General features: G+C 67.7%; 21 protein-coding genes, 1 tRNA gene and 1 pseudogene. 1 reads left to right on the top strand and 22 read right to left on the bottom strand.

What is annotated here, in order from left to right:
- Positions 1-91 precede the first annotated feature (91 nt).
- The 22 genes and pseudogenes from ACPPVW_RS15480 to ACPPVW_RS15375 form a co-directional block, all read right to left on the bottom strand.
- Positions 92-541, bottom strand: coding sequence for a tyrosine-type recombinase/integrase (locus ACPPVW_RS15480; protein ID WP_426623970.1), 450 nt, complete (start codon positions 539-541; stop codon positions 92-94).
- A gap of 752 nt (positions 542-1,293) precedes the next feature.
- Positions 1,294-1,542 carry a helix-turn-helix domain-containing protein gene (locus tag ACPPVW_RS15475; RefSeq protein WP_426623969.1) on the bottom strand — a complete coding sequence of 83 codons (249 nt, stop codon included), beginning with the start codon at positions 1,540-1,542 and terminating at the stop codon, positions 1,294-1,296.
- Between the two features lie 154 nt (positions 1,543-1,696).
- Positions 1,697-1,768: transfer RNA gene (locus ACPPVW_RS15470), tRNA-Gln, on the bottom strand.
- 124 nt (positions 1,769-1,892) lie between these two features.
- A complete protein-coding gene (locus tag ACPPVW_RS15465) occupies positions 1,893-2,831 on the bottom strand; it encodes an NAD(P)/FAD-dependent oxidoreductase (RefSeq protein WP_426623968.1) in 939 nt (312 codons plus the stop codon).
- A 10-nt stretch (positions 2,832-2,841) separates the two neighbouring features.
- Entirely contained in the window at positions 2,842-4,374 is a 1,533-nt protein-coding gene (gene gltX, locus ACPPVW_RS15460) for a glutamate--tRNA ligase (RefSeq protein WP_426623967.1), read from the bottom strand.
- Between the two features lie 12 nt (positions 4,375-4,386).
- Positions 4,387-5,122: pseudogene (locus ACPPVW_RS15455) on the bottom strand (fumarylacetoacetate hydrolase family protein).
- Positions 5,123-5,183: 61 nt separating this feature from the next.
- Positions 5,184-6,476, bottom strand: a complete 1,293-nt coding sequence (locus ACPPVW_RS15450) for an IS256 family transposase (RefSeq protein WP_426623966.1) — start codon at positions 6,474-6,476, stop codon at positions 5,184-5,186.
- Positions 6,477-6,499: 23 nt separating this feature from the next.
- Positions 6,500-6,790, bottom strand: coding sequence for a hypothetical protein (locus tag ACPPVW_RS15445; RefSeq protein WP_426623965.1), 291 nt, complete (start codon positions 6,788-6,790; stop codon positions 6,500-6,502).
- Entirely contained in the window at positions 6,787-7,095 is a 309-nt protein-coding gene (locus tag ACPPVW_RS15440; protein WP_426623964.1) for a transposase, read from the bottom strand. The genes ACPPVW_RS15445 and ACPPVW_RS15440 overlap by 4 nt, the downstream gene beginning before the upstream one ends.
- An 81-nt stretch (positions 7,096-7,176) precedes the next feature.
- The gene (locus tag ACPPVW_RS15435; protein ID WP_426623963.1) at positions 7,177-7,467 is read right to left on the bottom strand and encodes a type II toxin-antitoxin system RelE/ParE family toxin; all 291 of its coding nucleotides are present in this window, start codon (positions 7,465-7,467) and stop codon (positions 7,177-7,179) included.
- Complete coding sequence (locus ACPPVW_RS15430; RefSeq protein ID WP_426623962.1) at positions 7,464-7,697, bottom strand: type II toxin-antitoxin system ParD family antitoxin; 234 nt, start codon at positions 7,695-7,697, stop codon at positions 7,464-7,466. The genes ACPPVW_RS15435 and ACPPVW_RS15430 overlap by 4 nt, the downstream gene beginning before the upstream one ends.
- A 102-nt stretch (positions 7,698-7,799) precedes the next feature.
- Complete coding sequence (locus ACPPVW_RS15425) at positions 7,800-10,946, bottom strand: DEAD/DEAH box helicase (protein WP_426623961.1); 3,147 nt, start codon at positions 10,944-10,946, stop codon at positions 7,800-7,802.
- 50 nt (positions 10,947-10,996) lie between these two features.
- Positions 10,997-11,920, bottom strand: a complete 924-nt coding sequence (mutM, locus tag ACPPVW_RS15420) for a bifunctional DNA-formamidopyrimidine glycosylase/DNA-(apurinic or apyrimidinic site) lyase (RefSeq protein ID WP_426623960.1) — start codon at positions 11,918-11,920, stop codon at positions 10,997-10,999.
- The gene (gene rnc, locus ACPPVW_RS15415; protein WP_426623959.1) at positions 11,898-12,611 is read right to left on the bottom strand and encodes a ribonuclease III; all 714 of its coding nucleotides are present in this window, start codon (positions 12,609-12,611) and stop codon (positions 11,898-11,900) included. Before rnc ends, mutM begins: the two co-directional genes overlap by 23 nt.
- Before the next feature lie 29 nt (positions 12,612-12,640).
- The gene (gene rpmF / locus ACPPVW_RS15410) at positions 12,641-12,844 is read right to left on the bottom strand and encodes a 50S ribosomal protein L32 (RefSeq protein WP_426623958.1); all 204 of its coding nucleotides are present in this window, start codon (positions 12,842-12,844) and stop codon (positions 12,641-12,643) included.
- Positions 12,845-12,846: 2 nt separating this feature from the next.
- Complete coding sequence (locus ACPPVW_RS15405) at positions 12,847-13,371, bottom strand: YceD family protein (protein ID WP_426626322.1); 525 nt, start codon at positions 13,369-13,371, stop codon at positions 12,847-12,849.
- Between the two features lie 59 nt (positions 13,372-13,430).
- Positions 13,431-15,692 (bottom strand): transglutaminaseTgpA domain-containing protein, encoded by a 2,262-nt coding sequence (locus ACPPVW_RS15400; RefSeq protein WP_426623957.1) that lies wholly within the window; start codon positions 15,690-15,692, stop codon positions 13,431-13,433.
- Positions 15,685-16,995, bottom strand: coding sequence for a DUF58 domain-containing protein (locus ACPPVW_RS15395; protein ID WP_426623956.1), 1,311 nt, complete (start codon positions 16,993-16,995; stop codon positions 15,685-15,687). The genes ACPPVW_RS15400 and ACPPVW_RS15395 overlap by 8 nt, the downstream gene beginning before the upstream one ends.
- Positions 16,996-17,027: 32 nt before the next feature.
- On the bottom strand, positions 17,028-18,152 hold the full coding sequence (locus tag ACPPVW_RS15390) for an AAA family ATPase (RefSeq protein WP_426623955.1): 1,125 nt from the start codon (positions 18,150-18,152) through the stop codon (positions 17,028-17,030).
- Positions 18,153-18,165: 13 nt separating this feature from the next.
- Positions 18,166-18,648 (bottom strand): pantetheine-phosphate adenylyltransferase, encoded by a 483-nt coding sequence (coaD, locus tag ACPPVW_RS15385; protein WP_426623954.1) that lies wholly within the window; start codon positions 18,646-18,648, stop codon positions 18,166-18,168.
- A 119-nt stretch (positions 18,649-18,767) separates the two neighbouring features.
- A complete protein-coding gene (locus tag ACPPVW_RS15380; RefSeq protein ID WP_426623953.1) occupies positions 18,768-20,981 on the bottom strand; it encodes an ATP-dependent DNA helicase RecG in 2,214 nt (737 codons plus the stop codon).
- Complete coding sequence (locus ACPPVW_RS15375; RefSeq protein WP_426623952.1) at positions 20,978-21,775, bottom strand: hypothetical protein; 798 nt, start codon at positions 21,773-21,775, stop codon at positions 20,978-20,980. The genes ACPPVW_RS15380 and ACPPVW_RS15375 overlap by 4 nt, the downstream gene beginning before the upstream one ends.
- Before the next feature lie 62 nt (positions 21,776-21,837).
- Here ACPPVW_RS15375 and ACPPVW_RS15370 point away from each other — a divergent pair, with 62 nt between their 5' ends.
- A complete protein-coding gene (locus tag ACPPVW_RS15370; protein ID WP_426623951.1) occupies positions 21,838-22,410 on the top strand; it encodes an RsmD family RNA methyltransferase in 573 nt (190 codons plus the stop codon).
- Positions 22,411-22,481 lie beyond the last annotated feature (71 nt).

Here is a 22,481-nt window from a genome sequence, read left to right as displayed (position 1 = left end):
TGACCATCGGCCACTATCACGACTCCGCAACGGTCAGCAGGCTCACAGCTTCGGTGATCGGCCGAGGGACGCCATCGTCTCGCTGATCCGACTACAACAGCCCTTCAAGCGCCTCATCCAGGATGCTTGCGGTGATCGGGTCGACCTGGACGGCGGTGACAACGTAGCTGCGGCGAGTGACCTGTTCGTCAGCATGTCCAAGCAGCCTCGATGCGAGGCTGATGCCAGCCGCCGCTTCTACCAGCGTGGCGGTCGTGCGTCGGAACAGATGCGTCGAGAAGTCGTCCGTGTCGATCTCAGCCGCACGAAGCGCCGCCTGATTGTCGTCGATGAAGGTCCGCAACAGACGTTCGTAGTTGCTGACGCTGAGCGGCTTCCTGCTCTTGGTCGTGAATAAGAAGTCCTCGGGACCGCGTCCGGTGATGGCGAGTTGATGGCGGAACGCCGCCGCGGTGTAGCTGGGGACCGCGATGCGCCTCTTCTGACGGATGCGCTTCGGCGAAGGCTGGCGGTACAGACCATTCTTCTTGGTCTGCTTCATCGTCGCGTTGATCAATAACCGTGGCAGGATTCGTGGTCACATCTACATCGCAGCGGCGCAGACCGAGCACTTCGCCGATGCGGGCGCTGGTGCCGACCATGATCCACATGACGTTTTCCAGCAGCTCGACGTTCGGGCGGGGACCGCGGTGTGGGGAGTGTTTGCGCCACTCCCGCATCAGGTCCCGCACGACAATGAGTTGCTCGGGCGTGAGCACCGATTCCTTCTTCTCCGGCATCGGGAGTCGGCGCGTGTCGCGCACGGGGTTCACGGTGAGGACTTCGTGTTCAATGCCGGTGGTGCACACCATCGACAAGACGGACTTTGCTTTCCGTGCCGACGAGAGCGACTTCTCCTCACGGATGGCCTGGAAAATTCGGTTGCAGCGCAGTACCGACAGATCCTTGAGTCGGAGGGCTCCGCACTGTGGAACGATCACGTTGTCGATGCAGAACCGATAGGTCTCCAGCGTGGAGTCCACGACCAGTCCTTCCGCGGTCTTGTCATGCATGAACACGGTGCACGCTTCGGCGATGGTGGCGTCCTTGCGCAGCAGCGGGCCAGCAGCGCTGAACCTGACGCGTGCGGCTTGCGCTTCCAGAGCGGCCAGCGCCTCGTCCGCCGTCGCACTGGATGCCTTCAGACGGTGTGGTTCGCCCATGTCGTCGCGCATCTTGGCGGTGGCCTGCACGGCGCCGGAGGCGAGGGTCGTGTAGCCGACCTTCCCGATCTGGCCCGGTTCGAGCCTGGCCCTAGCCATCGCGGCTCAGCTCCTCAAACCAGGCCAGCACTTCGTGACGCAGGTAGCGGACGTGCTTGCCCATTCGTCGATAGGGTGGCCCGGCGTGCTGTTGCCGCCATTCCTCGATGGTGCGTGGCGACACTTGGAGGAGCAGAGCGACCTGCTCCCCCGTCATGATCTGCGGTTCGTCGATCATGCCGATCAGGTACGACCGGGCGACCCGGGCCAGATCGTTCCAGACCGCACGAACGCGGATCAACCCGGAGCCGAAACTCCGACCTGGTCGATACGACGGCGAGAACGGGGCAAAAGCACCCCCAATAGTGCACCCGAGGCGATCTTCGGGGCGGGACGGAGACGTCCAGTTGAACACGAATTCCTCTGTTTCCCTAGGAAACAGAGGAATCTCAGCGCTGGGGTACCTGGACTCGAACCAAGAACAACTGAACCAGAATCAGCCGTGTTGCCAATTACACCATACCCCAAGGGCTTCGGGCCAAGGCCCGGGCACGAGTACCAACTCTAGCCTATGCGCCGCTGCTTCCACAAAACGCCGCAGGGCGGGGAGGGCCGCACGGGACCTGGGCGTTCGCGCGCCCTCGGTCGTCGCTAGAGGACTGCCGCGTCGTCCATGGTGATACCGATGAGGTCGCGGTTCACGGCCGCGGCGACCACGGCGCCCGACCCGGCGGCGACGATGAGCTGCTGCGCCCCTGGCGCGGTCGTCTCGCCAGCCGCGTAGACGCCCGGCGCGGAAGTGCGCCCCTGCGCGTCCGTCACCAGGTACCCGTCGGAGTCCCTGTCGAGGTCGAGGACGTCAGCGAACGACACCGCGGGCGTCCAGAGCGGACGGACGAAACCGCCCGCGCGCTCGACGACCGTTCCGTCGGCGAGCCGGACGCCGGTCATGACGCCCTTCTCCCCCACTACGTCGTCGATGGCACGCCGCTCGACGCGGACGCCGAGCCGCGCCAGCGCGCGTTCCTCGTCGTCGCTCACGGGCGCGACGCCGTTGGTGAAGACGATCAGATCGTCGGTCCACTGGGTGAGCAGCAGCGCCCGCTCGACCAGGTCGGTCGTCTCGCCGATGAGCGCGAGCGGCTCCCCGGCCTTCTCGAAGCCGTCGCACTCCAGGCAGCTGTGCAGTTGCGTCCCGTAGAACGCGCGCAGACTCGGGAGGTCGGGCATCGTCTCAGTCACGCCGGTCGCGATCACGACCGCGGACGCGAGCGCGTCCACGTCGGCGCCACCGCGCACGCCACGACCGCGCACGCGGAAGCCGTGCTCCTCGACCGACACGTCACTCACCTGTGCGAACACGACGTCGGCGTCGTCGTAACCGGAGACCTCCTCGCGCCCCAGCCGCCGGAGCTCCGACGGGGCCACGCCGTCGCGTGTGAGAAATCCGTGCGCCTGCAGCGTCGCGGCATGACGGGGACGGTTGCCGTCGACGACCAGCACTCGGCGGCGGGCACGCACGAGATTCAGCGCCGCGCTGAGCCCGGCAGGGCCTCCCCCGACGACGATGACTTCGACACTGACCGTCACGGAGGGCGCCTTAGGCTTCTGCGGATTCGGCCAGCGACGCCGAGAGCGCGTCGAGACGCGCGATCGACTCGGTCTTGCCGAGGATCTCCATCGACTCGAAGAGCGGAGGCGAGACCCGGCGACCCGACACGGCGACGCGCAGCGGTCCGAACGCGACGCGCGGCTTCAGCCCGAGCGCCTCCACCAGGGCATCGCGCAGGGCCGCCTCGATCGCGTCGTGCGTCCACTCGGCGTCGGGAAGGACCTCCAGCGCGCCGATCGACGCCGCCACCACTTCACCCGCATTGGCGGGCAGCGACGCACGGGCGTCGTCTTCGATGGTGAGGGAAGCGGAGTCGGTGAACAGGAAGCCGAGCATCCCCGGCGTCTCGCCGAGCAGCTGCACGCGCTCCTGCACGAGCGGGGCGGCCTGGGCCAGCACGGCGCGCTGCTCGTCGGTGAGCGGCTCGGTCAGCACGTTGGCGGCGACGAGATACGGGATGGTGCGCTCGGCGAAATCGCGGACCTCCAGCAGGCGGATGTGGTCGCCATTGATGGACTCCGCCTTCTTCTGGTCGAACCGAGCCGGGTTGGGGTTCACGTCGGCGACGTCGAACGCGGCGACCAGCTCATCGATCGAGAAGACGTCGCGGTCGTGGCTCAGCGACCAGCCAAGGAGCGCCAGGTAGTTGACGAGCCCCTCGGCGATGAACCCGCGGTCGCGGTGGTGGAACAGGCTCGACTCGGGGTCGCGCTTGGACAGCTTCTTGTTGCCCTCGCCCATCACGTACGGGAGGTGCCCGAAGCGCGGGACGAACGTCGTCACGCCCGCGTCGATGAGCGCGTGGTACAGCGCGATCTGGCGCGGGGTCGACGAGAGGAGGTCCTCGCCGCGGAGCACGTGCGTCACGCCCATGAGGGCGTCGTCGACCGGGTTGACGAAGGTGTAGAGCGGGTGCCCATTGGGCCGGACGACCACGAAGTCGCTGAACGAGCCGGCCGGGAAGGTGATCTCGCCACGCACGAGGTCGTCGAAGCTCAGGTCGTCGTCCGGCACACGCAGGCGCAGCGCGGGTTCGCGGCCCTCTGCGCGGTAGGCGGCCTTCTGGTCGCCGGTGAGGTCGCGCTCGAAGTTGTCGTAGCCGAGCTTCGGGTCGCGGCCGAGCGACACGTTGCGCGCCTCGATCTCCTCACCGGTGGCGAAGCTCTCGTAGATGTGGCCGGAGGCCGTGAGCCGCTCGATCAGGTCGCGGTAGATGTCGTACCGCTGCGACTGGCGGTACGGGCCGTCCGGGCCGCCGACGTCGATGCCCTCGTCCCAGTCGAGGCGCAGCCAGCGCAGCGCGTCGATGATCATCGCGTAGCTCTCTTCGCTGTCGCGGGCCGCGTCGGTGTCTTCGATGCGGAAGATGAGCTTGCCACCGGTGTGCCGCGCATACGCCCAGTTGAACAGGGCCGTGCGGATCAGGCCGACGTGCGGCGTGCCGGTGGGTGACGGGCAGAACCGCACGCGCACATCGGCGCCCGTCGCGGTCGAGAAGGGGTGCGAATCGTTGTCAGACATACCCTTGGAATCCTACTTGGGAGCGTGCACCGGATTCACCAGCGAACCCACTCCGTCGACCTCCACCTCGACGGTGTCGCCCGGCTTCATCGGGCCGATGCCCGACGGGGTGCCGGTGAGGATGACATCGCCGGGCAGCAGCGTGAACACGCTCGAGGCGTACGCGATGATCGACGGGATGTCGTGCACCATGTCGCTGATCGGGGCCTCCTGCTTGAGCTCGCCGTTGAGGCGTGTGCGCAGCACGGCCCCGGCGGGCAGGTCGGTCTCGATCACGGGTCCGAGCGGGCAGAACGTGTCGAAGCCCTTCGCCCGCGTCCACTGGCCGTCCTTCTGCTGCAGATCGCGCGCGGTGACGTCGTTGGCGACGGTGTAGCCGAAGATGTGGCTCGCGGCGTCGGCCTCCGAGACGTTGCGCGCGATCGTGCCGATGACGACCGCGAGCTCGCCCTCGAAGTCGACGCGCTCGGACTGGGGAGGCACGACGATGGGGTCGCCGAGGCCGATGACGGAGGTGTTCGGTTTGAGGAAGAGCAGCGGCTCCTCCGGGGCGTCCGCACCCATCTCGGCCGCGTGCTCACGATAGTTCTTGCCCACGGCGACGACCTTCGAAACGCGGGATGACCGGCGCGAGGAGCGCCCCGACCTTGCCGAGCGGCACGCGCTCCCCCGTGGTGTCGAACCCGGTGAACATCGGGTCGCCGGCGAGGACGACCAGTGCGTCGTCGTCGACGATCCCGAAGTCGATCTTCCCGTCGTGGCTGAATCGGTGGGACTATCTCAGTAACGGTGTTTCCGGCGGTTTTCATTTAGTAGGTCTCCGCGGCCGGCCAGCGGTCTGCGAAGGTGATGGCGAACGCGTTGAGAGCAGGTTTCCATCGCATCGTCCATCGGACTCGTCCCGCACCGGTCGGGTCGAGTGATCTGGTGACAAGATACAGGCACTTGAGCGCCGCCTGCTCTGTCGGGAAGTGTCCTCTGGCGCGCACCGCACGCCGGTATCGGGCGTTGAGGGACTCAATCGCGTTCGTCGAGCAGATCACCCGGCGAATCTCGATGTCGTAGTCCAGGAAGGGGATGAACTCCTCCCACGCGGACTCCCAGAGCCGGATAATCGCCGCGTATTTCTTGCCCCACTTCTGGTCGAGCTCTTCCAACGCGGCCCGAGCGGCGTTCGGGCTCGGAGCGGTATAGATCGGCTTCACATCGCGTTTGAGCGCATCCCAGTCCTTCTTCGACGCCAACCGGAACGTGTTCCGGATCAGGTGAATGATGCACGTCTGCACCGTCGTGAGTGGCCAGACGTTGCCGACAACCTCGGGCAAACCCTTCAGACCATCGCAGACGAGGAAGAACGTGTCACGCACCCCACGATTCTTGATGTCGGTGAGGACACTCATCCAGAACTTCGCACCCTCACCGCCGGTCCCAGCCCAGAGTCCGAGGACGTCCTTCTCGCCAGCGAGGGTGACTCCGATCGCGGCATAGATCGGCCGGTTCGCGACCTGCCCGTCGCGGATCTTCACCACGATCGCATCGATGAAGATCGCCGCATAGACCTCCTCGAGCGGCCTGGCGGACCATTCGTTCATCTCGTCGATCACCTTGTCCGTGATCCGGGAGATCGTCTCCTTCGAGACCGAGGCACCATAGATCTGAGCGAAGTGCGCCGAGATCTCACCAGTGGTGAGCCCGTTCGCATACAACGACAGGACGATTTCCTCGACCCCGTTCAACCGACGTTGGCGCTTCTTCACGATCTTCGGCTCGAACGACCCATCGCGATCCCGCGGCACATCGATCGTGACCTGCCCGGTCGCTTCGGTCAGCACGGTCTTCGGCCGAGTCCCGTTGCGCACGTTTCCGCTCTCACGGTCGAGGTCAGCCCGGTTCTTCTCATGGCCGAGGTGCTCGGTCAGCTCCTCGTTCAGCGCGGTCTCGAGCACGTTCTTCGTGAACAGCTTCAGCAACCCGTCCGGGCCCGTCAGAGCCAGACCCTGCTCTTTGGCCAGCCGCACCAACTCGGCCGCCGCAGCGGCCTCCACGGAACGGTCATCATCATGGTGTTTCTTCAGACTCACAACATCCAGTGTCGTCGTCATCACAGCACCTTCCCCGCCACACATCACACGCAGCGCGTCAGGCCGGAAACACCGCTAAATCCACAGTCCCCGATCCGCCACGCAGTCCGATCCGCCATCGCCTGCCCGACCTCACGCGCCTCGTCGGCCGGCAGCCGGTGCCCGAACTCGGGGTCATCCCGATGCGCATCGAACAACGCGTTCGCCCGACACGCCTCGGTCACCTCGCTATCGGTGATGGGGTTCGCCAGCCATCGGTAGTACGGCTGACGAGAGAGCTTGAGCACCCGGCACGTCACCGTCACGGGGATCCCCGCTCCAGCGAGCTCATTCACGAGCGGGTAGAGCCTTTTCCCGGCAGGTTCGCCTGCGACAGATACGCCGCCGCCCGCCGCAGGACCTCGTTCTCCTGCTCCAGCAACCGGACCCGCTTGCGCAGCTCGCGATTCTCGGCAGACTCGCTGCCCGTCTGGCCGGGCTTGGTCCCCTCATCGATCGCCGCGCGGCGCAGCCACTTCTGCAACGTCATCGGGTGGACACCGAAGTCTTTCGCGATCTGCTCGATCGTCACTCCAGGTTCACGACCCCGCGCGACACGCACGACGTCGTCACGGAACTCGGCGGGATAGGGCTTGGGCACGATGCCATCCTTCCAGGCTGTCCACTCGGACAAGCCAGATCAGATGTCACCTAACCGTGCAGCAGACCCAATCGTTCCCACTCACAGGTGCAATGTCGGGTCCATCCGCGGATGCAGAATCCGGATCACATCGACACCCGCGGCGCTCTCGACGTAGAAAAGAAGATGACTGCCAATCCCGTATCGACGGAACCCTTCGCGGATCTCGTCACAGTCCCGACCACGAGAAGGATCGTCTGCAACACGCTCGATCGCAGCTCTGATCTCGGTCACATAGGTCTCGGCCTGACGGACGTTCCACCGCTCCTCGGTAAATTCCCAGATCGACGAGAGATCGCGTTGCGCAGCCGGAGTGAGGCGGAAACCTGTCACGACTTCTTCATCGCGATGAAAGCGTCGAAGTCAAATGCCTCCGGCATGCCGCTAGCCTCACCCACAACGAGAGCGGCACGGAGCGCTGCCATTTGCGTCTCCTGATCCTCCAGCAACCGAAGGCCGGCGCGTACGACCTCGCTCGCGGACCGATAGCGGCCTGACGAAATCTCTTGGGAGAGAAAGTCCGAAAAGTGATCATCGAGGCTGATCGAAGTGTTCTGAGCCATAAGATCATAGTACCAAATCTTGGTAAGCCGCCGGTTATGACTCACGGTTCGGTATTTGGATCGCAAATGCAACACTGATGAGCGGACCTTCATGACCCTGAGCTATTGCGTGAACGATCCGGCCAGCTGGTGGAAATAGTTGTGTTTCGCCCACGCAGAACGATCGCCGATGACGTAGAGCCGGCGTTTCGCGCGGCTGGCTGCGACGTTGACGAGGTTGACGGTGGCTGCGGCCCACGCTTTTGCGCCGGGAGCAGCTGGATCGCCTCCGAGGACGAGGAAGACCACTGACGCTTCCCGGCCCTGGGCAGTGTGGATCGTACCGGCCGTGAGTCCCGGGTAGCTTTGGGATAGGGACTCAAGCCGATCAGCGACAGCTCGAAACGGTGAGATCGCAATGACGTCTTTCGGCGGGATGCCTTGATCATGAAGATACGCAAGGGCCCTCTCTAGCCGGGCGATCTGGTTCTCCTGAAGATGGGATCCCTGAGTCGGTGCCGGTTCGTCGACCCAGTGACTCGTTGCGACGATTGGACCGCTCGTCCCGTCGAAGATGTCGGGCTTGTCAGGATCGTTGAGCCGGCGTTTGACGCCATTCACCATGATGCCGTTGTAAGCGATGTCATTGCAGAGGCCGAACATCGGATCATCACAGCGACGGTGCACCGTTAGCGGAGCACTCACCCACACGTCATACTCGCCCTGCTGAAGGGTTGTTCCGTGGCGTGACACTCGGTCGGCGAGAGTCTGCACCGATGCTTGTGGAGGCACCCAAGTTTCAGAGACTTCGTAGGCTATGGCGATGTCGCGCCGTGCCTTTGGCGGGATAGTCACGACGGGTGGGAGCTGGAGTGGGTCGCCGACGGCGACCACGCGTTGCGCGCGCCAGATCGCGCCAGCAGCGTACTGCGGAGACGCCTGACCAGCCTCGTCGACGAGGACCCAGCCAATGCTCTCGGGCCCAATGTCACCGAACATGCGCCCGAACGATGCGAATGTCGTCGAAACCAGCGGGACGACCAGGAAGAAGAGTTGCCACGCTGCCCGTCGCTTTTCAGGTTCAAGCTTTCGCGGGCCGCCACCTGCGACGATCTCTAGGGCCGCACGTAGTCCATGGGACATCTCTGCGGCCACATTCGCAAGGAAGTCCTGGTGAAGCTGAAGAGCCGCGAGGAACAGGTCTGACCGCGCGGCGTCGAGTTCTGCGTCGAGCCAGGGGGCGTGCAGCTCACGAGTTTCACCCGTCCAGGATTCATCGGGATATGACAGCCCAATCTCGGTCGTGTCTTTGTCGACCTTGCTTCGAAGGTCAGACAGGAATTCTGATGCCCGCACTCTCCCAGCCTCGGCATCAGCGAGCTCACCGCGGCGTTCCCCCACACGATCATTTAGTTGGCGGCGATTCAATTCGGCTTCGTGTACAGCGGCTTCCGCGATGAGGAGACGCTCCTCCAAGGGCTGCAGCGCCGCACGCCACTCACGAACGGCACGTCCGAACGTGAAGATCGTCTCCAACGTGCCCGGCTTGGCGCCAAGGTGGCGGTCGCGAGCCCCCGCAGCGATGGAAGCGTCACTGCGTGCCGCCTCGAGCGCTTTCAGGCCTGCGATCAGCTGCTTCTCGACCCCACGCAGATCCGAGTCAGCTCGAGCCGTGTGCTCAATCCACTTGCGCTCGACTTCAATTGCGTCGGGGAGTTGATTCCAGCGGTCCTCTGCTTGCTTCCGTCGTTCAACAAGAGCATCCACGTGGCGTTCAGCACGCACGAAGTCTTCACGCGCGTCCTTCCAGGTCTTGTGCGTCGCGCTACCGTCCCGCCACTGAGCAAGACGAGTCTGCATGCGCGGTGGACTATCGGGCACCGGCTCGTTCGTTCGCGGATCCTTCTTGTCGAACCAGAACGCTGAGTGGAACGCGCTCCGGTTGCGCTTGTTACCCAGACGGGCGGCTACGAGACCCCACGCTTGGATCTTGGCCTCGTCATTCTTCTGGGCGTCGACTTCCGCAAGCACTTCCGTGGCGATATCGGCAAAGTAGTCGGCCCCGTCGTGCCACCGGGAGTGGATTGCATCTCGGGCTGGGATCTCGGTGGTCACGTTCTCGACCGCGGCGTTGTTGGCTGACACAACCACCATCTCATAGCTCGTCAGCTCCGGCCTCAACTGGCGGACCGACCGCGAATGCTCGCCGGTCTTCCAGCGATGTGTGGTCGATGTGAAGGCATCCTCCGGACGGGGGAGAGCCGCAAATTTACGAGCTCGTTCGACGACATTGCCGGCAACAATGTCACGCAGCATGGTGGTCTTCCCGGTGCCCGGCGGACCATTCACGCCCATTAACCCGCGCGCCGAAGCAAGATCATTCAGAGCATGGTTGACTGCGAACTGCTGCCTCAGAGAAAGACCGTGGGTCGGGTCTGCAGGCCAGCGCCCCTTCGGGAGACGATCCACTACTGCACCGCGGTCGACGGCCTCGTGCGTTCGGATGACATCGACGCGGTCTCGCTCGTTCAGACCCCTGTCACTCGTCAGATAGCGCTCCAGGGCCGCTCCGCAGCCGCTGGTCCCGACAGCCGCCCGAACGATCGCAATGTCCTCCAGGAAGAAGCTGTTCAGGAAGTCTGTGTCGCCGGTCTCATCTGCACGCTGCATTGAGACTGCCACCGACTGAATGACTATCGCCTCTGTCGCAAGGCGGGCGCTTTCGACAACGCCCGCGATCCCTTGCGCAACTCGCATAAGGGACCGAAGCGACTCCCCGTCCTGCACGAGAGGTTTATCCAAGTTGGCGACTTCACGACGACGACCCTCATGCTCGTCAACGGCTTCAACAAAAGCATCTTGCGCATCTGGAAAGCCGTCAGCCCATGTATGACCGTGCGCGCCGTCAGTCTGAATTCGCCCCACAGCCCACAACGCCGAGGACAGCACCGACGAGTTAGGAACCAGCTTCCCGCTGCCGTCAACCAGTATTCCCGCACATGCGCTACGCCCAGCGGGACGCTCGTCGTATGCGTCTTTGTCATCGCCAAAGGCCTCGTGCAGGCTCTCATAAGTAGCTTCGAGATCGTAGGCGCCGAGATACACCGTGTGCTGCCACACCCGTCGCGTCTTGCCCAGTGGCTCGGGCTGTCGCAACGTCTCCCACGGCAACGGACTGCCGGGCGTCCACTCGATCACCTGTCGATCAGTGGCCCGCGCCGCGCGCGTGGTCAGCTTTGGGACACCCTGAGGGCTGAAGAGCTCGAGCATCCACCAGAAGCTAAGAATCCGCTGGTGTTCGCTCTCCACCCGATTTGCACTCATCTAGCAACAATCCTCACTCGCTGACATCGTGGACAGAAGAAGCTCGACCGGTTCATGAACTTCTCACGCCTGATGGGCGTGCCGCACCGGTCACAAGGCTGACCCTTGCGCCCATATGAATGTAGATGATGCGCGAAGTAGCCCGAGTTGCCGTTCACGTTTACGTACTGCGCGTCGAAGCTCGTGCCGCCCTCCGCCAGTGCCTTATCGAGCACGTGCCGCACCTCCGCCAGGAGGGTGCGCGCCTTCGCGCGGCTCAACGACGAAGCGGGCTGCTCGTAGTGGAGGCGCGCCGCCCAGAGCGCCTCGTCAGCGTAGATGTTGCCGATGCCGCTGACCACCGTCTGGTCCAGCAGCACGCGCTTGATCCCGCTGCTCCGACGCGCGAGGGCGGCCGCGAAGGCCGCGTCCTCGAACGCGGGATCGAGCGGGTCGCGGGCGATGTGGGCGACCTGGGTGGGGAGGAGCGGCTCGTCGGTGCCGCGGCCGGCGGGAGCGCCGTCCGCCGTCGGCACCAGGCTGTCGACGGCCATCGAACCGAAGATCCGCTGGTCCACGAAGTGCACCCAGAGTTCGCGGTGATCGCCGGGGAAGGTCGCTGCGGTCTCGAGGTGCAGCCGGATGCGCAGCAGGCCGGCCTCCTCCCACCCCGGCTCGCGGAGCAGGATCTGCCCGCTCATTCCGAGGTGGGCCACGATCGCGCGACGCGGCATGCCCTGCAGCGGAATCCAGAGGAACTTGCCGCGACGGGCGGGGGTCTGCAATACGCGGCCGGTCAGCAGCGTCTCGAACGCACCGGCGAGGGGATCGTGCCGCTTCAGCGACCGCTGCTCGAAGACCTCGACCCCGAGGATGGTCGCGCCCGTGACGGCCGGTGCGAGACCGGCGCGGACGACCTCAACCTCGGGGAGCTCTGGCACGGCGGCGGGTCAGCTCGGTCCAGGCGTTGAGCGCGGCGGCCATCTCGGCCTGCTTCTTGCTCGTGCCCTTACCGGTCGCAGTCACGAGGTCGCCGACCGAGACGGTGGCGTGGAAGATCTTGGAGTGGTCTGGCCCGCTGTTCGTCACCGTGTAGACCGGGAGGCCCGCGCCGCGGTGGGAAGCGGCCTCCTGGAGGCTGGTCTTCGGATCCATGGCGGCGCCGAAGCGATCGGGGTCGGCCAGCAACGGGTCGACGAGGCGCATCACGAGAGCCGTCGCCTCTTCGCCTCCCGCATCCAGATAGGTGGCACCGATCAACGCCTCGACGGTGTCCGCGAGGATCGACGCTTTATCGCGCCCCCCGCTCTGGTTCTCACCGCGCCCGAGGCGCAGGTACTCGCCCAGGCCGATGCCGCGGGCGACCTCGGCCAGAGCGACAGAGCTCACGAGGCTGGCCCGGCGCTTCGCGAGCTCGCCCTCGTCGAGGTGGGGGTTCTCGCGGAAGAGCTTGACCGTCACGGCCTGCCCGAGAATCGAGTCGCCCAGGAACTCCAGGCGCTCGTTGTTGGGGATGCCGCCGTGCTCGTACGCGTAGGAACGATGTGTCAATGCAAGCTCGAGAAGCTCGGGGTCGATATCGACCCCGAGCTTCTCGAGGAGCGCGGTGCGGTCAGAGTTCTCGCCGGTCATGCGGTGCTCGTCTGACCTTGGAACAGTGCTCAGACGTCGGCGACCTTGCGGCCCTTGTACTCGAGGAAGAGCGCGGTGCCCGCGGAGTCCTCGACGACCTTGGCCCGGTGCGGGAGGCTGTAGACGACCTTGCCGTTCTCGATCGACTTGACGAGCGTGGGGACCTCGGCCTTCCACTGCGAACGACGGGCGTGGGTGTTGGCGCGAGACTGCTTCCGCTTCGGAACGGCCATGACTATCTCTCTTCTCCAGCCCCGGCGGCCGGGGCGTTGTTGCTGGTGGACTCGGTGTCGGAAGCCTGGAACGCCGCGAGCGCGGACCAGCGAGGATCGATGGTCTCGTTCGGCTTACGGTCCGGTACATCCGCCAGCCTCTCCCCGGTCTCTGTATCGAGACCCGGGCAGTCCGGCCGGCACACCGGCTGAAACGGCAGTGACAGCACTACCGCATCCCTGATCAGAGGTTCAAGATCCACGTGGTCGTCGTGAACCTCATAATCGAAAGCTTCCGTAGAAGGATACGCGAAAAGTTCCTGGATATCGACTTCGACAGGCTGCTCGATGTCGATCAGGCACCGCCCGCAGACTCCCGTCGCCGTGGTCTCGGCCTTCGCCGTGATCAGAATGCCCTCGTGCATCGACTCCAAGCGGAGGTCGACGTCGATGGTCGCGCCCTCCGGCACGGACAGCAGCCCCTCGCCCAGCTTCTCGGCGACGGGGATGGCGAGACACTGCTCCCGCATCTCGCCGGGACGTCGCATGAGGTCGTACACGTGGACGCTGTACGGGCTGTTTCTGAAGGTGCTCACGATCCGCTATGTTACGCGGCTCCTCCTACGCTCGCAGGCGACCGCCAGCCCGCCGGCAGCAACGACACAGGAATCAGCGCCGCTTTGAGACGCACACCGCGGCCGGCCTGAGCCTCGAGCGCGTCGATCACCCGCCGGAGGTCGTCGGCGAGCCCGACCGCGACGGCGCGCGTCGGTGGTCCGAACGCGTCGCGCTCGCGAACGTCGAGCAGTCGCAGCACGGCCTCCTCCCCCGGAGTTCCCGCCACCGCGGCCGCGATTCGCCGCGCGAAGACACGCGGCGTCTCGGTGTCCGGAGCCGACCAGCCGAGATCGCGCGCGGTGTCGCGCAGCTCGTCCCACACGATCGATGCGCCGCCCCACGACTCGCCCAGTCGTCTCAGCCGAGCCCGTCTGCGCATCCGGCGCAGGACGGCCGGCGTGAGCAGCACAGCCACGACCAGCAGCGCGACCCCGAGCCCGGAGAGCACCGGCTGCAGCGGCGAGGGGGGGGTCGTCCCTGCCGCTCCCCCGACGTTCGCTGGATCGGTCGGGACCACCCGCCGCTGGCCGGACGACGCGCCGGGCGCCGAACTCGGAGCGGCCTGGTTCGGCAGCGCGTCGGGCCGCGTGTAGCTCGGGATGGTGCCGCGCCCGACCGTGGGTTCGAACGGCACCCAGCCCACGCCCGCGAAGTAGAGCTCCGGCCAGGCGTGGAGGTCGTCGCTCGTCACGGTGTACACGCCAGGGCTGTTGGCCGTCCCACCGGCCGAGGTGCCGGGCAGATAGCCCTCCGCGACCCGGGCCGGGATGCCGAGGCTCCTCGCCATCAGCGCCATCGCGGACGCGAAGTGCACGCAGTACCCGCTCTTGACCTCCAGGAACTTGGCAATCACCCGGGCGCCGTCGCCGTCGTAGCCCTGCTTGAGCGGGGTCTGGGTCGTGTACACGAACCCGTTGTCGCGAAAGTAGTCCTGTAGGGCGACGGCCTTATCGTACTCCGAGACGGATCCCGCCGTGGCCGCGAGGGCCGTCTGCGCGATGATCGCGGGCGTGTTCGGCGGAAGGAACAGGTCGCGCTCGACGCCGGCCGGCACGAAGCCTCCTGCCGCCTTCAGCTGGTCGGCGGTCGGCGCGAGCAGCAGGCTCGTGGCGGTGTACTTCTGCCCCTGGGTCGTGACGTTGATGCCGCCGACCGTCAGATCGTCGGGATCCCACGACCAGGTGCCGCTGAGGCCCTTCACCGACTGCACGGGCGCGGGCACCGGAAGCCACCGGCTTGTCATGTCATCGATCTCGACGGAGGTGGAGACCTTGGAGGTCTTGACGCTGTCCGACAGCCCCGCGACGGGTCCGATGGCGACGCCGTTGGAGAGCCGCTTGGTGTCGCGCTCGCGGTGCTTCCAGACCGAGCCGGTGAACTGGTCGAGCGAGGCGAGCTTGAGGTACTGGCCGGTCGGAGCGTTGGTGGTGTAGATCAGTGCCCGCACGGCCGTCGGCCTCCGCAAGTCCTTGCCGAGGTCGATCAGCGGGGTCACCGTGCCGCCGATGGAGATGCCACCGGCGGTGAAGGAGGTCGCGCCTCCCTTGTCGAACCCGGGTGCCGTGCCGGCCAGGAGCATGGCGACGACCACGGCCGCAGCGCCGATGGACAGCGACGCTCCCGGACGCCCGGCGCCCGGCCGTCTCGTCCGCACGTCGGAGCGCAGCAGCCACAGGAACGCCGCGGCGGACGCCGCGAGAGCGCTCGGGTCGAGTCCGTCGCCGAGCAGGGCCCCCGGCACGACCAGCACGAGGCCGACGCCGATGGCCGTGTACGCGGGAGCGCGGAACGCGACGGCGAGGGTATCGAGGACGATCGCGATCAAGCAGGCGCCGCCGACCACCAGGAACAGGAACTCCGGCAGGCTCTCGGCCGGCGTGCCCTGCTGGTAGATCGAGAGGATCGCCTGCTGCAGGTACACGCCCCAGCGCTGGACGGTCCCGGCCGTGGGGATCAGCCCGAGCAGGCCCGTCCCGTTGCCGAATCCGACGGTCATGACCATCGCGGCGAGCACCAGCAAGAGGAGCGGCACGATCCTCCGGTGGACGCCGATGGCTCGCAGCCCCGCGCCCGCGACGAGGAGGAACGAACTCGTCAGCATGAGCGCGAACCACCACGAAGGCCCCTGGATGAGCCCCACGAGAGCGATGCTCAGCGCGAGCATCTGCAGCACGAGCGCTCCCGTGATGCGCCAGTAGGCCTGCCGTCGCCGCGTGGCCGTCAGGCCGATGGAGACAGCGTCGCTAACCATGGCCGATCACCGCCCGCTGGCGAGCGAGCGCGCGCTGCCAGACCTCGGCCGGGTCGTCGCCCGCGGAGAAGCCGACGCACAGCCACCCGGCGTCCGCCAGCACCTCCTGCGCCTCGGGCGACGCTCCGTCGCCGAGGAACGCGACGGCCGGGTCGCCCATGCCACGGAGAGCGCCGAGCGAGCCGAGCTCGGGCGTGCCGTCGAGCAGGACGGCGAAGATCGGCACGGCGCGGCCGGCGTGGCGTAGCCCGGAGGCGAGCTCGGCGACCGCGTCGTCACGGAGGTCCGGCGCGGCCTCCACACCTGCCAGGTCGGCGAGCAGCAGCCGGTCGGCCGTGCCGCGGTCGTACGTCGGGGTCACCGAGCCGAGTGTTCCCGTTCGTCCCGCGCCGCTCCGGCCGGAGAGCTGGCGCGGCGCGGTCTCCACGACGCTGAGCACGAAGCCCTCGTCGAGGAGGTGGACGCCGACCGACGCGACCAGTTCCACAAGCGTCTCGAACAGGGCGTCGCTGTCGTCGACGGACAGGCGCTGCGCCGGCGGTCGCGTCGTGAGACGCGTGTCCATCACGAGCCAGGCCTCCGGGTTGCTTCGCTGCTCCTCCTGCCGCACCATGAGCTTGTCGTGGCGAGCGGTGGCCCGCCAGTGCACGCGGCGCAGCGGGTCGCCCGGCCGGTACTCGCGCGCGATCAGTTCGTCTGCGCTCGGAATGCTGTGGCGCTGGAGCTCGTGCTCGGCGCCTTCGCTGTGGGCGACGTCGAGCTCGCCGCTCGACAGCCGGACGACCCGGGGCGTCACGAGGAACTGCCTCGGCTGACCCACCGCGTACTCCGCGTACGCCACCCCGAACGGGTCGGTCCGGCTCACGATCAGCGGCCCGACGGGATGCGAACCGCGCCGCAGCCCGACGACGTCCTGACGCAGCACGACCGTGTCGCGGCCGTGCGCGACGTTCACCTGGTGGGAGCCGAGCCGAGGGAAGGGCGCGGACGCCTGCACGTCGACACCGGCCGGGGCGAACTCGCGCCAGCGGGCCGGCGGGCTCGGTCGCGCCGACTGGTTGCGCGCCGTCGTGACGATGGTGGCCTGCTCGCCCACAGCGACGACGTCCGGGTGGAAGCTGCGGGCGACCGTCAGCCGCGGCCGGTCGATGGTCACCGAGATCATCGCCGCCAACGGCAGAACAGTGAGGAAGACGCCGACGAAGAGCACATCGGTTCGTCCGAAGAACGCCGACGCGGCGAGGGCGACGACGCCGACGGCACCGAGCGCCCAGCCGCGCGCGGTCGGGCGCGGCTTCCTCACGGGCGACGACGCCCCGGCGCGCCCGCGCACGGCTACTCCCTTCCTGTGGAGCCCGCGCCCGTGCGGGCCGTGCCTGTGGAGCCCGCGCCCGTGCGGGCCGTGGCCGACCCCGACCCGATCGCGCCGGAGCCGACCGGCACCGGCGTCGCTGCGACGATGCGGCGGACGATGTCCGCGATCACGGGTGCGCTCTCGTGGTGGTGGCCGAGCGCCCGGCTCGTCGGCAGCAGCCGGTGTCCGAGCACCGGCACCGCGAGAGCGTCGATGTCGTCCGGGAGCACGAAGTCACGGCCGTCGAGGGCCGCCATGGCCTTCGCCGCCCGAACGAGCTGCAGCGTGGCACGCGGGCTGGCACCGAGCCGGAGGTCGCGGTCCTCCCTGGTCGCACGGATCAGGTCGACCGCGTACTGCTTGACGGGGGCGGAGGCGTAGACGGCGCGAGCCGTCGTCATCATCGACCGCAGTGCGGCCGCGGTGACCACCGGCCCGATGCGCGAGAGCGGGCTGGAGGTGTCGCGCGTCGTCAGCATGTCGAGCTCGGAGCCCTCGTCGGGGTAGCCCATCGCGATGCGAGCCATGAATCGGTCGCGCTGCGCCTCCGGGAGGGCGTACGTGCCCTCCATCTCGATCGGGTTCTGGGTCGCGACCACGATGAACGGTGCGCCCAGCGGGTACGTGGAGCCGTCGACCGTGACCTGGCGCTCCTCCATGCACTCCAGCAGGGCCGACTGAGTCTTCGGGCTGGCCCGGTTGATCTCGTCGCCGATCACGATGTTCGCGAACACGGCGCCCGGCTTGAACTCGAAGCGCCGCTCCGCCTGGTTGTACACCGATACGCCGGTCACGTCGCTCGGCAGCAGGTCGGGGGTGAACTGGATGCGACTGACCGAGCAGTCCACCGATTTGGCCAGCGACTTCGCCAGCATCGTCTTGCCGACCCCGGGCACGTCCTCGATCAGGAGGTGCCCTTCGGCGAGCAGGACGACGAGCGCCGTCTGCACCGCCTCGTGCTTGCCGTCGATGACGGACTCCACGTTGGTGGTGATCTGCTCCGCGGCACGTCTCAGCTCGTCCAGGCCCATCCCCGGCGCGGGCAGGCCCACCTCCTCTGGTGCCACCGAGGATTCCGTGGGCTGACGCGTCGCGTAACTGTTCATCTCTCCACCCGGGTCATGTGGTCGACAGCAGTTCGGAGACGGCGGGAGGAACATAGGGGCTGACGTCCCCGCCGAGGGAGGCGACCTGGCGCACGAGGGAGCTCGAGACATGCGCGTTGGCCGGGTCGGGCAACAGGAAGACCGTCTCGACCTGCGCGAGGTGACGGTTGACGATCGCCATCGGCGTTTCGTACGCGACATCGACCTGGGAGCGGATGCCCTTGACGAGCACGGCCGCGCCGACGTCGGTGCAATAGTCGACGAGGAGGCCCACTGACCACGAGGCGACGATGATGCGACCGCCGATCCCCGCGTCCTCGATCGACCGCTCGATGAGTGCGACGCGCTGCGCTATCGGCAGCAAAGCCGCCTTGTCGGGGTTGTGGACGACCAGCACGTGCACCTCGTCCCAGAGTCGCGCGGCCCGCTCGATGACATCGAGGTGCCCGAGAGTGACCGGGTCGAACGATCCAGGGACTACGGCGATCCTGTTCATAGGGCACCAGACTATTACTCGATTCCCGGCATTTCGTTGTGAATCCGTTATCGTCGAAGAGCACCGTGTTGCGTGGCCCTGCGCATGGGCGGAATTCGCATGCGGTCAGCCGGCAGCGGTCACGACTTGCCGAGGAATGCGCGCTCCGACTCGTCGAGCCGACGGGCGAGCGCCGCAGCGAGAGCGGGATGCGCGGCGAGGCCGCCCTGGTCGAGCGTCTCGGCCGCGGCGACCCGCGCCTCGGAGATCAGCTCGCCGTCGGAGACGACCCGCAGGAGCTTCAGCGAGGAGCGGCCTCCCGACTGTCTGCTGCCGAGCACGTCGCCCTCCCGCCGAAGCTCGAGGTCGACGTTGGCGAGCTCGAAGCCGTCGAGCGTCGCAGCGACCGCGTCGACACGCTGGCGCGCGAGCGACCCCTCCTCGGCGTGGGTCACCAGCAGGCAGAGGCCGGGGACACCGCCGCGCCCGACGCGTCCGCGCAACTGGTGCAGTTGCGAGACGCCGAACCGGTCGGCGTCGAGCACGATCATCGCCGAGGCGTTCGGCACGTTCACGCCGACCTCGATCACGGTCGTCGCGATGAGCAGGTCGATCTCGCCCGCCGCGAACGCGCGCATGACGGCGTCCTTCTCGTCGGAGGCCAGCCGGCCGTGCAGAACGCCCACGCGGGTGCGGGCGAACAGCGGGTCGGCGCGCACCTGCGCGGCGACCGACTCCACGTTCGCCGTCGGGCGCGGCGGACCCGCCTCGCCGTCGCCTCCTTCATCGGGCGCCTCCTCGCCGTCGTCCTCCGCTTCCTTGGGGCTGATCGCGGGGCAGACGACGAACACCTGCCGTCCTCCCGCGATCTCTTCGGAGGCGCGCTCCCAGATACGACGCTCCCACCCGGGGCGGTCGACGAGCGGCACGACGAAGCTCTCGATCCCCTGACGCCCCGCCGGAAGCTGGGCGATGGTCGATACGTCCAGGTCGCCGAAGACCGTCATCGCGACGGTGCGCGGGATGGGCGTCGCTGTGAGCACCAGCACGTGCGGAGGCGTGCCGCCCTTCGCCCGTAGCGCCTCGCGCTGCTCGACGCCGAAGCGGTGCTGCTCGTCGACCACGACGAGGCCGAGGTCGTAGAAGCTCACCGCGTCGCCGAGCAGGGCGTGCGTGCCGACGACGATGCGGGACTGCCCGCTCACCGTGCGCAGCAGCGCCCGCTTGCGCTCGGCCGTCGACAGCTGGCCGGTGACGAGCGTCGGCATGAGCTCGGCCGACAGATCGGGGCCGAGCATCTCGGCGATGGAACGCAGGTGCTGCGCGGCCAGCACCTCCGTCGGCGCCAGCAGGGCGGACTGGCCGCCGGTGTCGGCCACGGCGAGCATCGCCCGCAGCGCGACCAGAGTCTTGCCGGAGCCGACCTCGCCCTGCACGAGACGGTGCATCGGCTCCGACGCCGCCAGGTCGTGGGTGATCTCGCGGCCGACGTCGGCCTGGTCGCCGGTCAGTGTGAAGGGCAGCACCGCGTCGAACCGCTCGAGGAGTCCGCCGGGCACGGCCTGCCGAGGCGTCGCCGCGACCGCGCGGGCTTCTGCGCGCTGCTGCAGCAGCGCCGCCTGCAGCACGAGCGCCTCCTGGAACCTCAGTGCGTCGCGGGCGCGCTGCCACTGGGCGTTCTTCTGGGGACGGTGGATGCCCTCGAGTGCGTCCCGGAACCCCAGCAGCCCGCGCTCGGCCACGACGGAGGCGGGTACGGGATCCGGACACGGCCCCAGCGCGTCGAGCGCGAGGCCGACGGCCTTCTGCACCTGCCAGCTGGCCACCGTACCGGTCGCCGGATAGATCGGGATGGGCGTCTGCGCCCACTCTTTCGCCGCCGCGCTTCCCGGGGCCACGGCATTCGCGGCGTCCTGCTCGAACAGCTCGTAGTCGGGATGCGCGAGCTGGAGCGCTCCCCGGTAGGCCGATACCTTGCCGGCGAAGATCCCGCGCACCCCGGGCACGAGCTCCCGCGACCGCCACGCCTGGTTGAAGAACGTGAGCGTCAGGATCCCCTCGCCGTCGGAGATCGTGACCTCCAGGATGGAGCCGCGGCGGGCGCGCATCGGCCGCTCCTGTACGCGCAGGACCTCGGCGATGATCGTGACGTTCTCGTCGAGCGGCAGGTTCGCCAGGGCGGTCAGCTCGCCGCGCGTCGCATAGCGGCGCGGATAGTGCGCGAGCAGGTCGGCGACCGTGCGCATCCCGAACGCCTTCTCGAACGCGGAAGCCGTTCGGCCGCCGAGCACGCCGGTGAGCCGGGACTCGAGCGAGACGGTGCCGTCTGCTGCCGAGGCGGTGCTGGAGGTCATGGTTCGATCGTAGGGGCGGCCTCCGTCGCCGGGGTGCGCGCCGCCTCGAACGCCGTGTCGCGCACGCGGGCCTGGACTTCGGCCAACGCGGCGAGCTCGCTCTCCACGTCTTCTTCCCCCTGCCGTTCGGCCGCGAGCCGCTGCTGGATGGCGAGCGCCTCCTGCCACAGCCCGGCCTCGCGCAGGCACCGGGCGAGCGACCACTGCGCGGCGAACTGCTGGTCGAGCGTCCCGTAGTGCTCGGCGGCCTCCAGCGCCGCCTCGAACTCGCCGAGTGCGCTCAGGACATCACCGGCGTCGAAGCACGCCCAGCCGCGATTGTTGTGCAGTGTGACACCCCAGCGCTGCGTGCGGGGATCGGAGGCCGTCTGGAGGTCGGCGAGCCCCTCGGCGGTCCACTGCTCCGAGCGCAGCGGATCGGCGATGGCCAGCATGTGCGCGGCGTCGACGGCGAGGAAGGCGTCACCGTCGCGGCGCGCCGCGACCAGTGCGTCCTCGAACAACGGCACCGCCTCCTCGGGACGTCCTGCTGTATTGCGCAGCCGGCCGCGCTCGAGCAGGATGCGCACGGCGAGCGGTCCGATGGCCGGCTCAAGCGAGTCGAGGAGGGCTTCCGCCTCGGCGAAGCGACCCTGCAGCCCGAAGGCGCGGGCGCGCTGGGTCTCCAGCTCGGCCCGCACCAGTTCGGAGCGGTCGGGTTCGGCAGCGGCTATCGCGAAGCGTTCGGCGGAGGCGATCGGGTCGTCGTACCGCCACAGGGCGTCGAGTTCCGCCTGCTGGAGGCGTTCGTCCATGCTCCTATTCTGCGGACGGAGGCGCGGCACCGCTAGGAGGCATGCCCTAGGCTCGGATGGCTATGACCCGAATCGTCTCCGGTTTCGCCGGCTCGCTGACGCTGCAGGTTCCGAAGAGGGGCACCCGCCCGACGAGCGATCGCGTCAGGGAGGCCGTGTTCTCGGGGCTGGACGCACGCGAGGTCGTGCGGAGCTCGCATGTCCTCGATCTCTTCGCCGGTTCGGGCGCTCTCGGGCTGGAGGCGGCGAGCCGCGGCGCCTCGCGTGTCGTCCTCGTCGAGAGGTCGCCGGCTGCCGCCGCGGTCTGCCGCCGCAATGCCGACGCGGTCGTGCGCGCGGCACCGAGAGACGCGCGCCCGACCGTCGACGTGCGGGCGGCGGCGGTGCTGCCATATCTGTCGACCGCGCCTGCGTCGGCGAGCGTCGACCTCGTCTTCGTCGATCCGCCCTACGACCTCCCGGACGCCGAGCTGCTCGCAGTGCTGACGGCGCTCGTGCCGTTGCTGGCCGAGGACGCGGTGGTGTGCGTCGAGCGCAGCACGCGCGACAGCGAGCCGGCTCTACCGGATGGCCTCGGCCTCGACCGCACGCGCGCCTACGGCGAGACCGCCGTGCACTACCTCTCGCGTCGGTAACGAAGGACTTCCGCCGAGTCGGGCCGGGACTCCTCTCGCTGCCTGCTCGCGACCGTCGTGTCCGGCTGAAA

The organism is Leifsonia sp. McL0607 (assembly GCF_049993355.1).
Taxonomy (GTDB): domain Bacteria; phylum Actinomycetota; class Actinomycetes; order Actinomycetales; family Microbacteriaceae; genus Leifsonia.
Note: the sequence above shows the minus strand (reverse complement) of the source record. Positions and strands in the feature narration are given on the sequence as shown.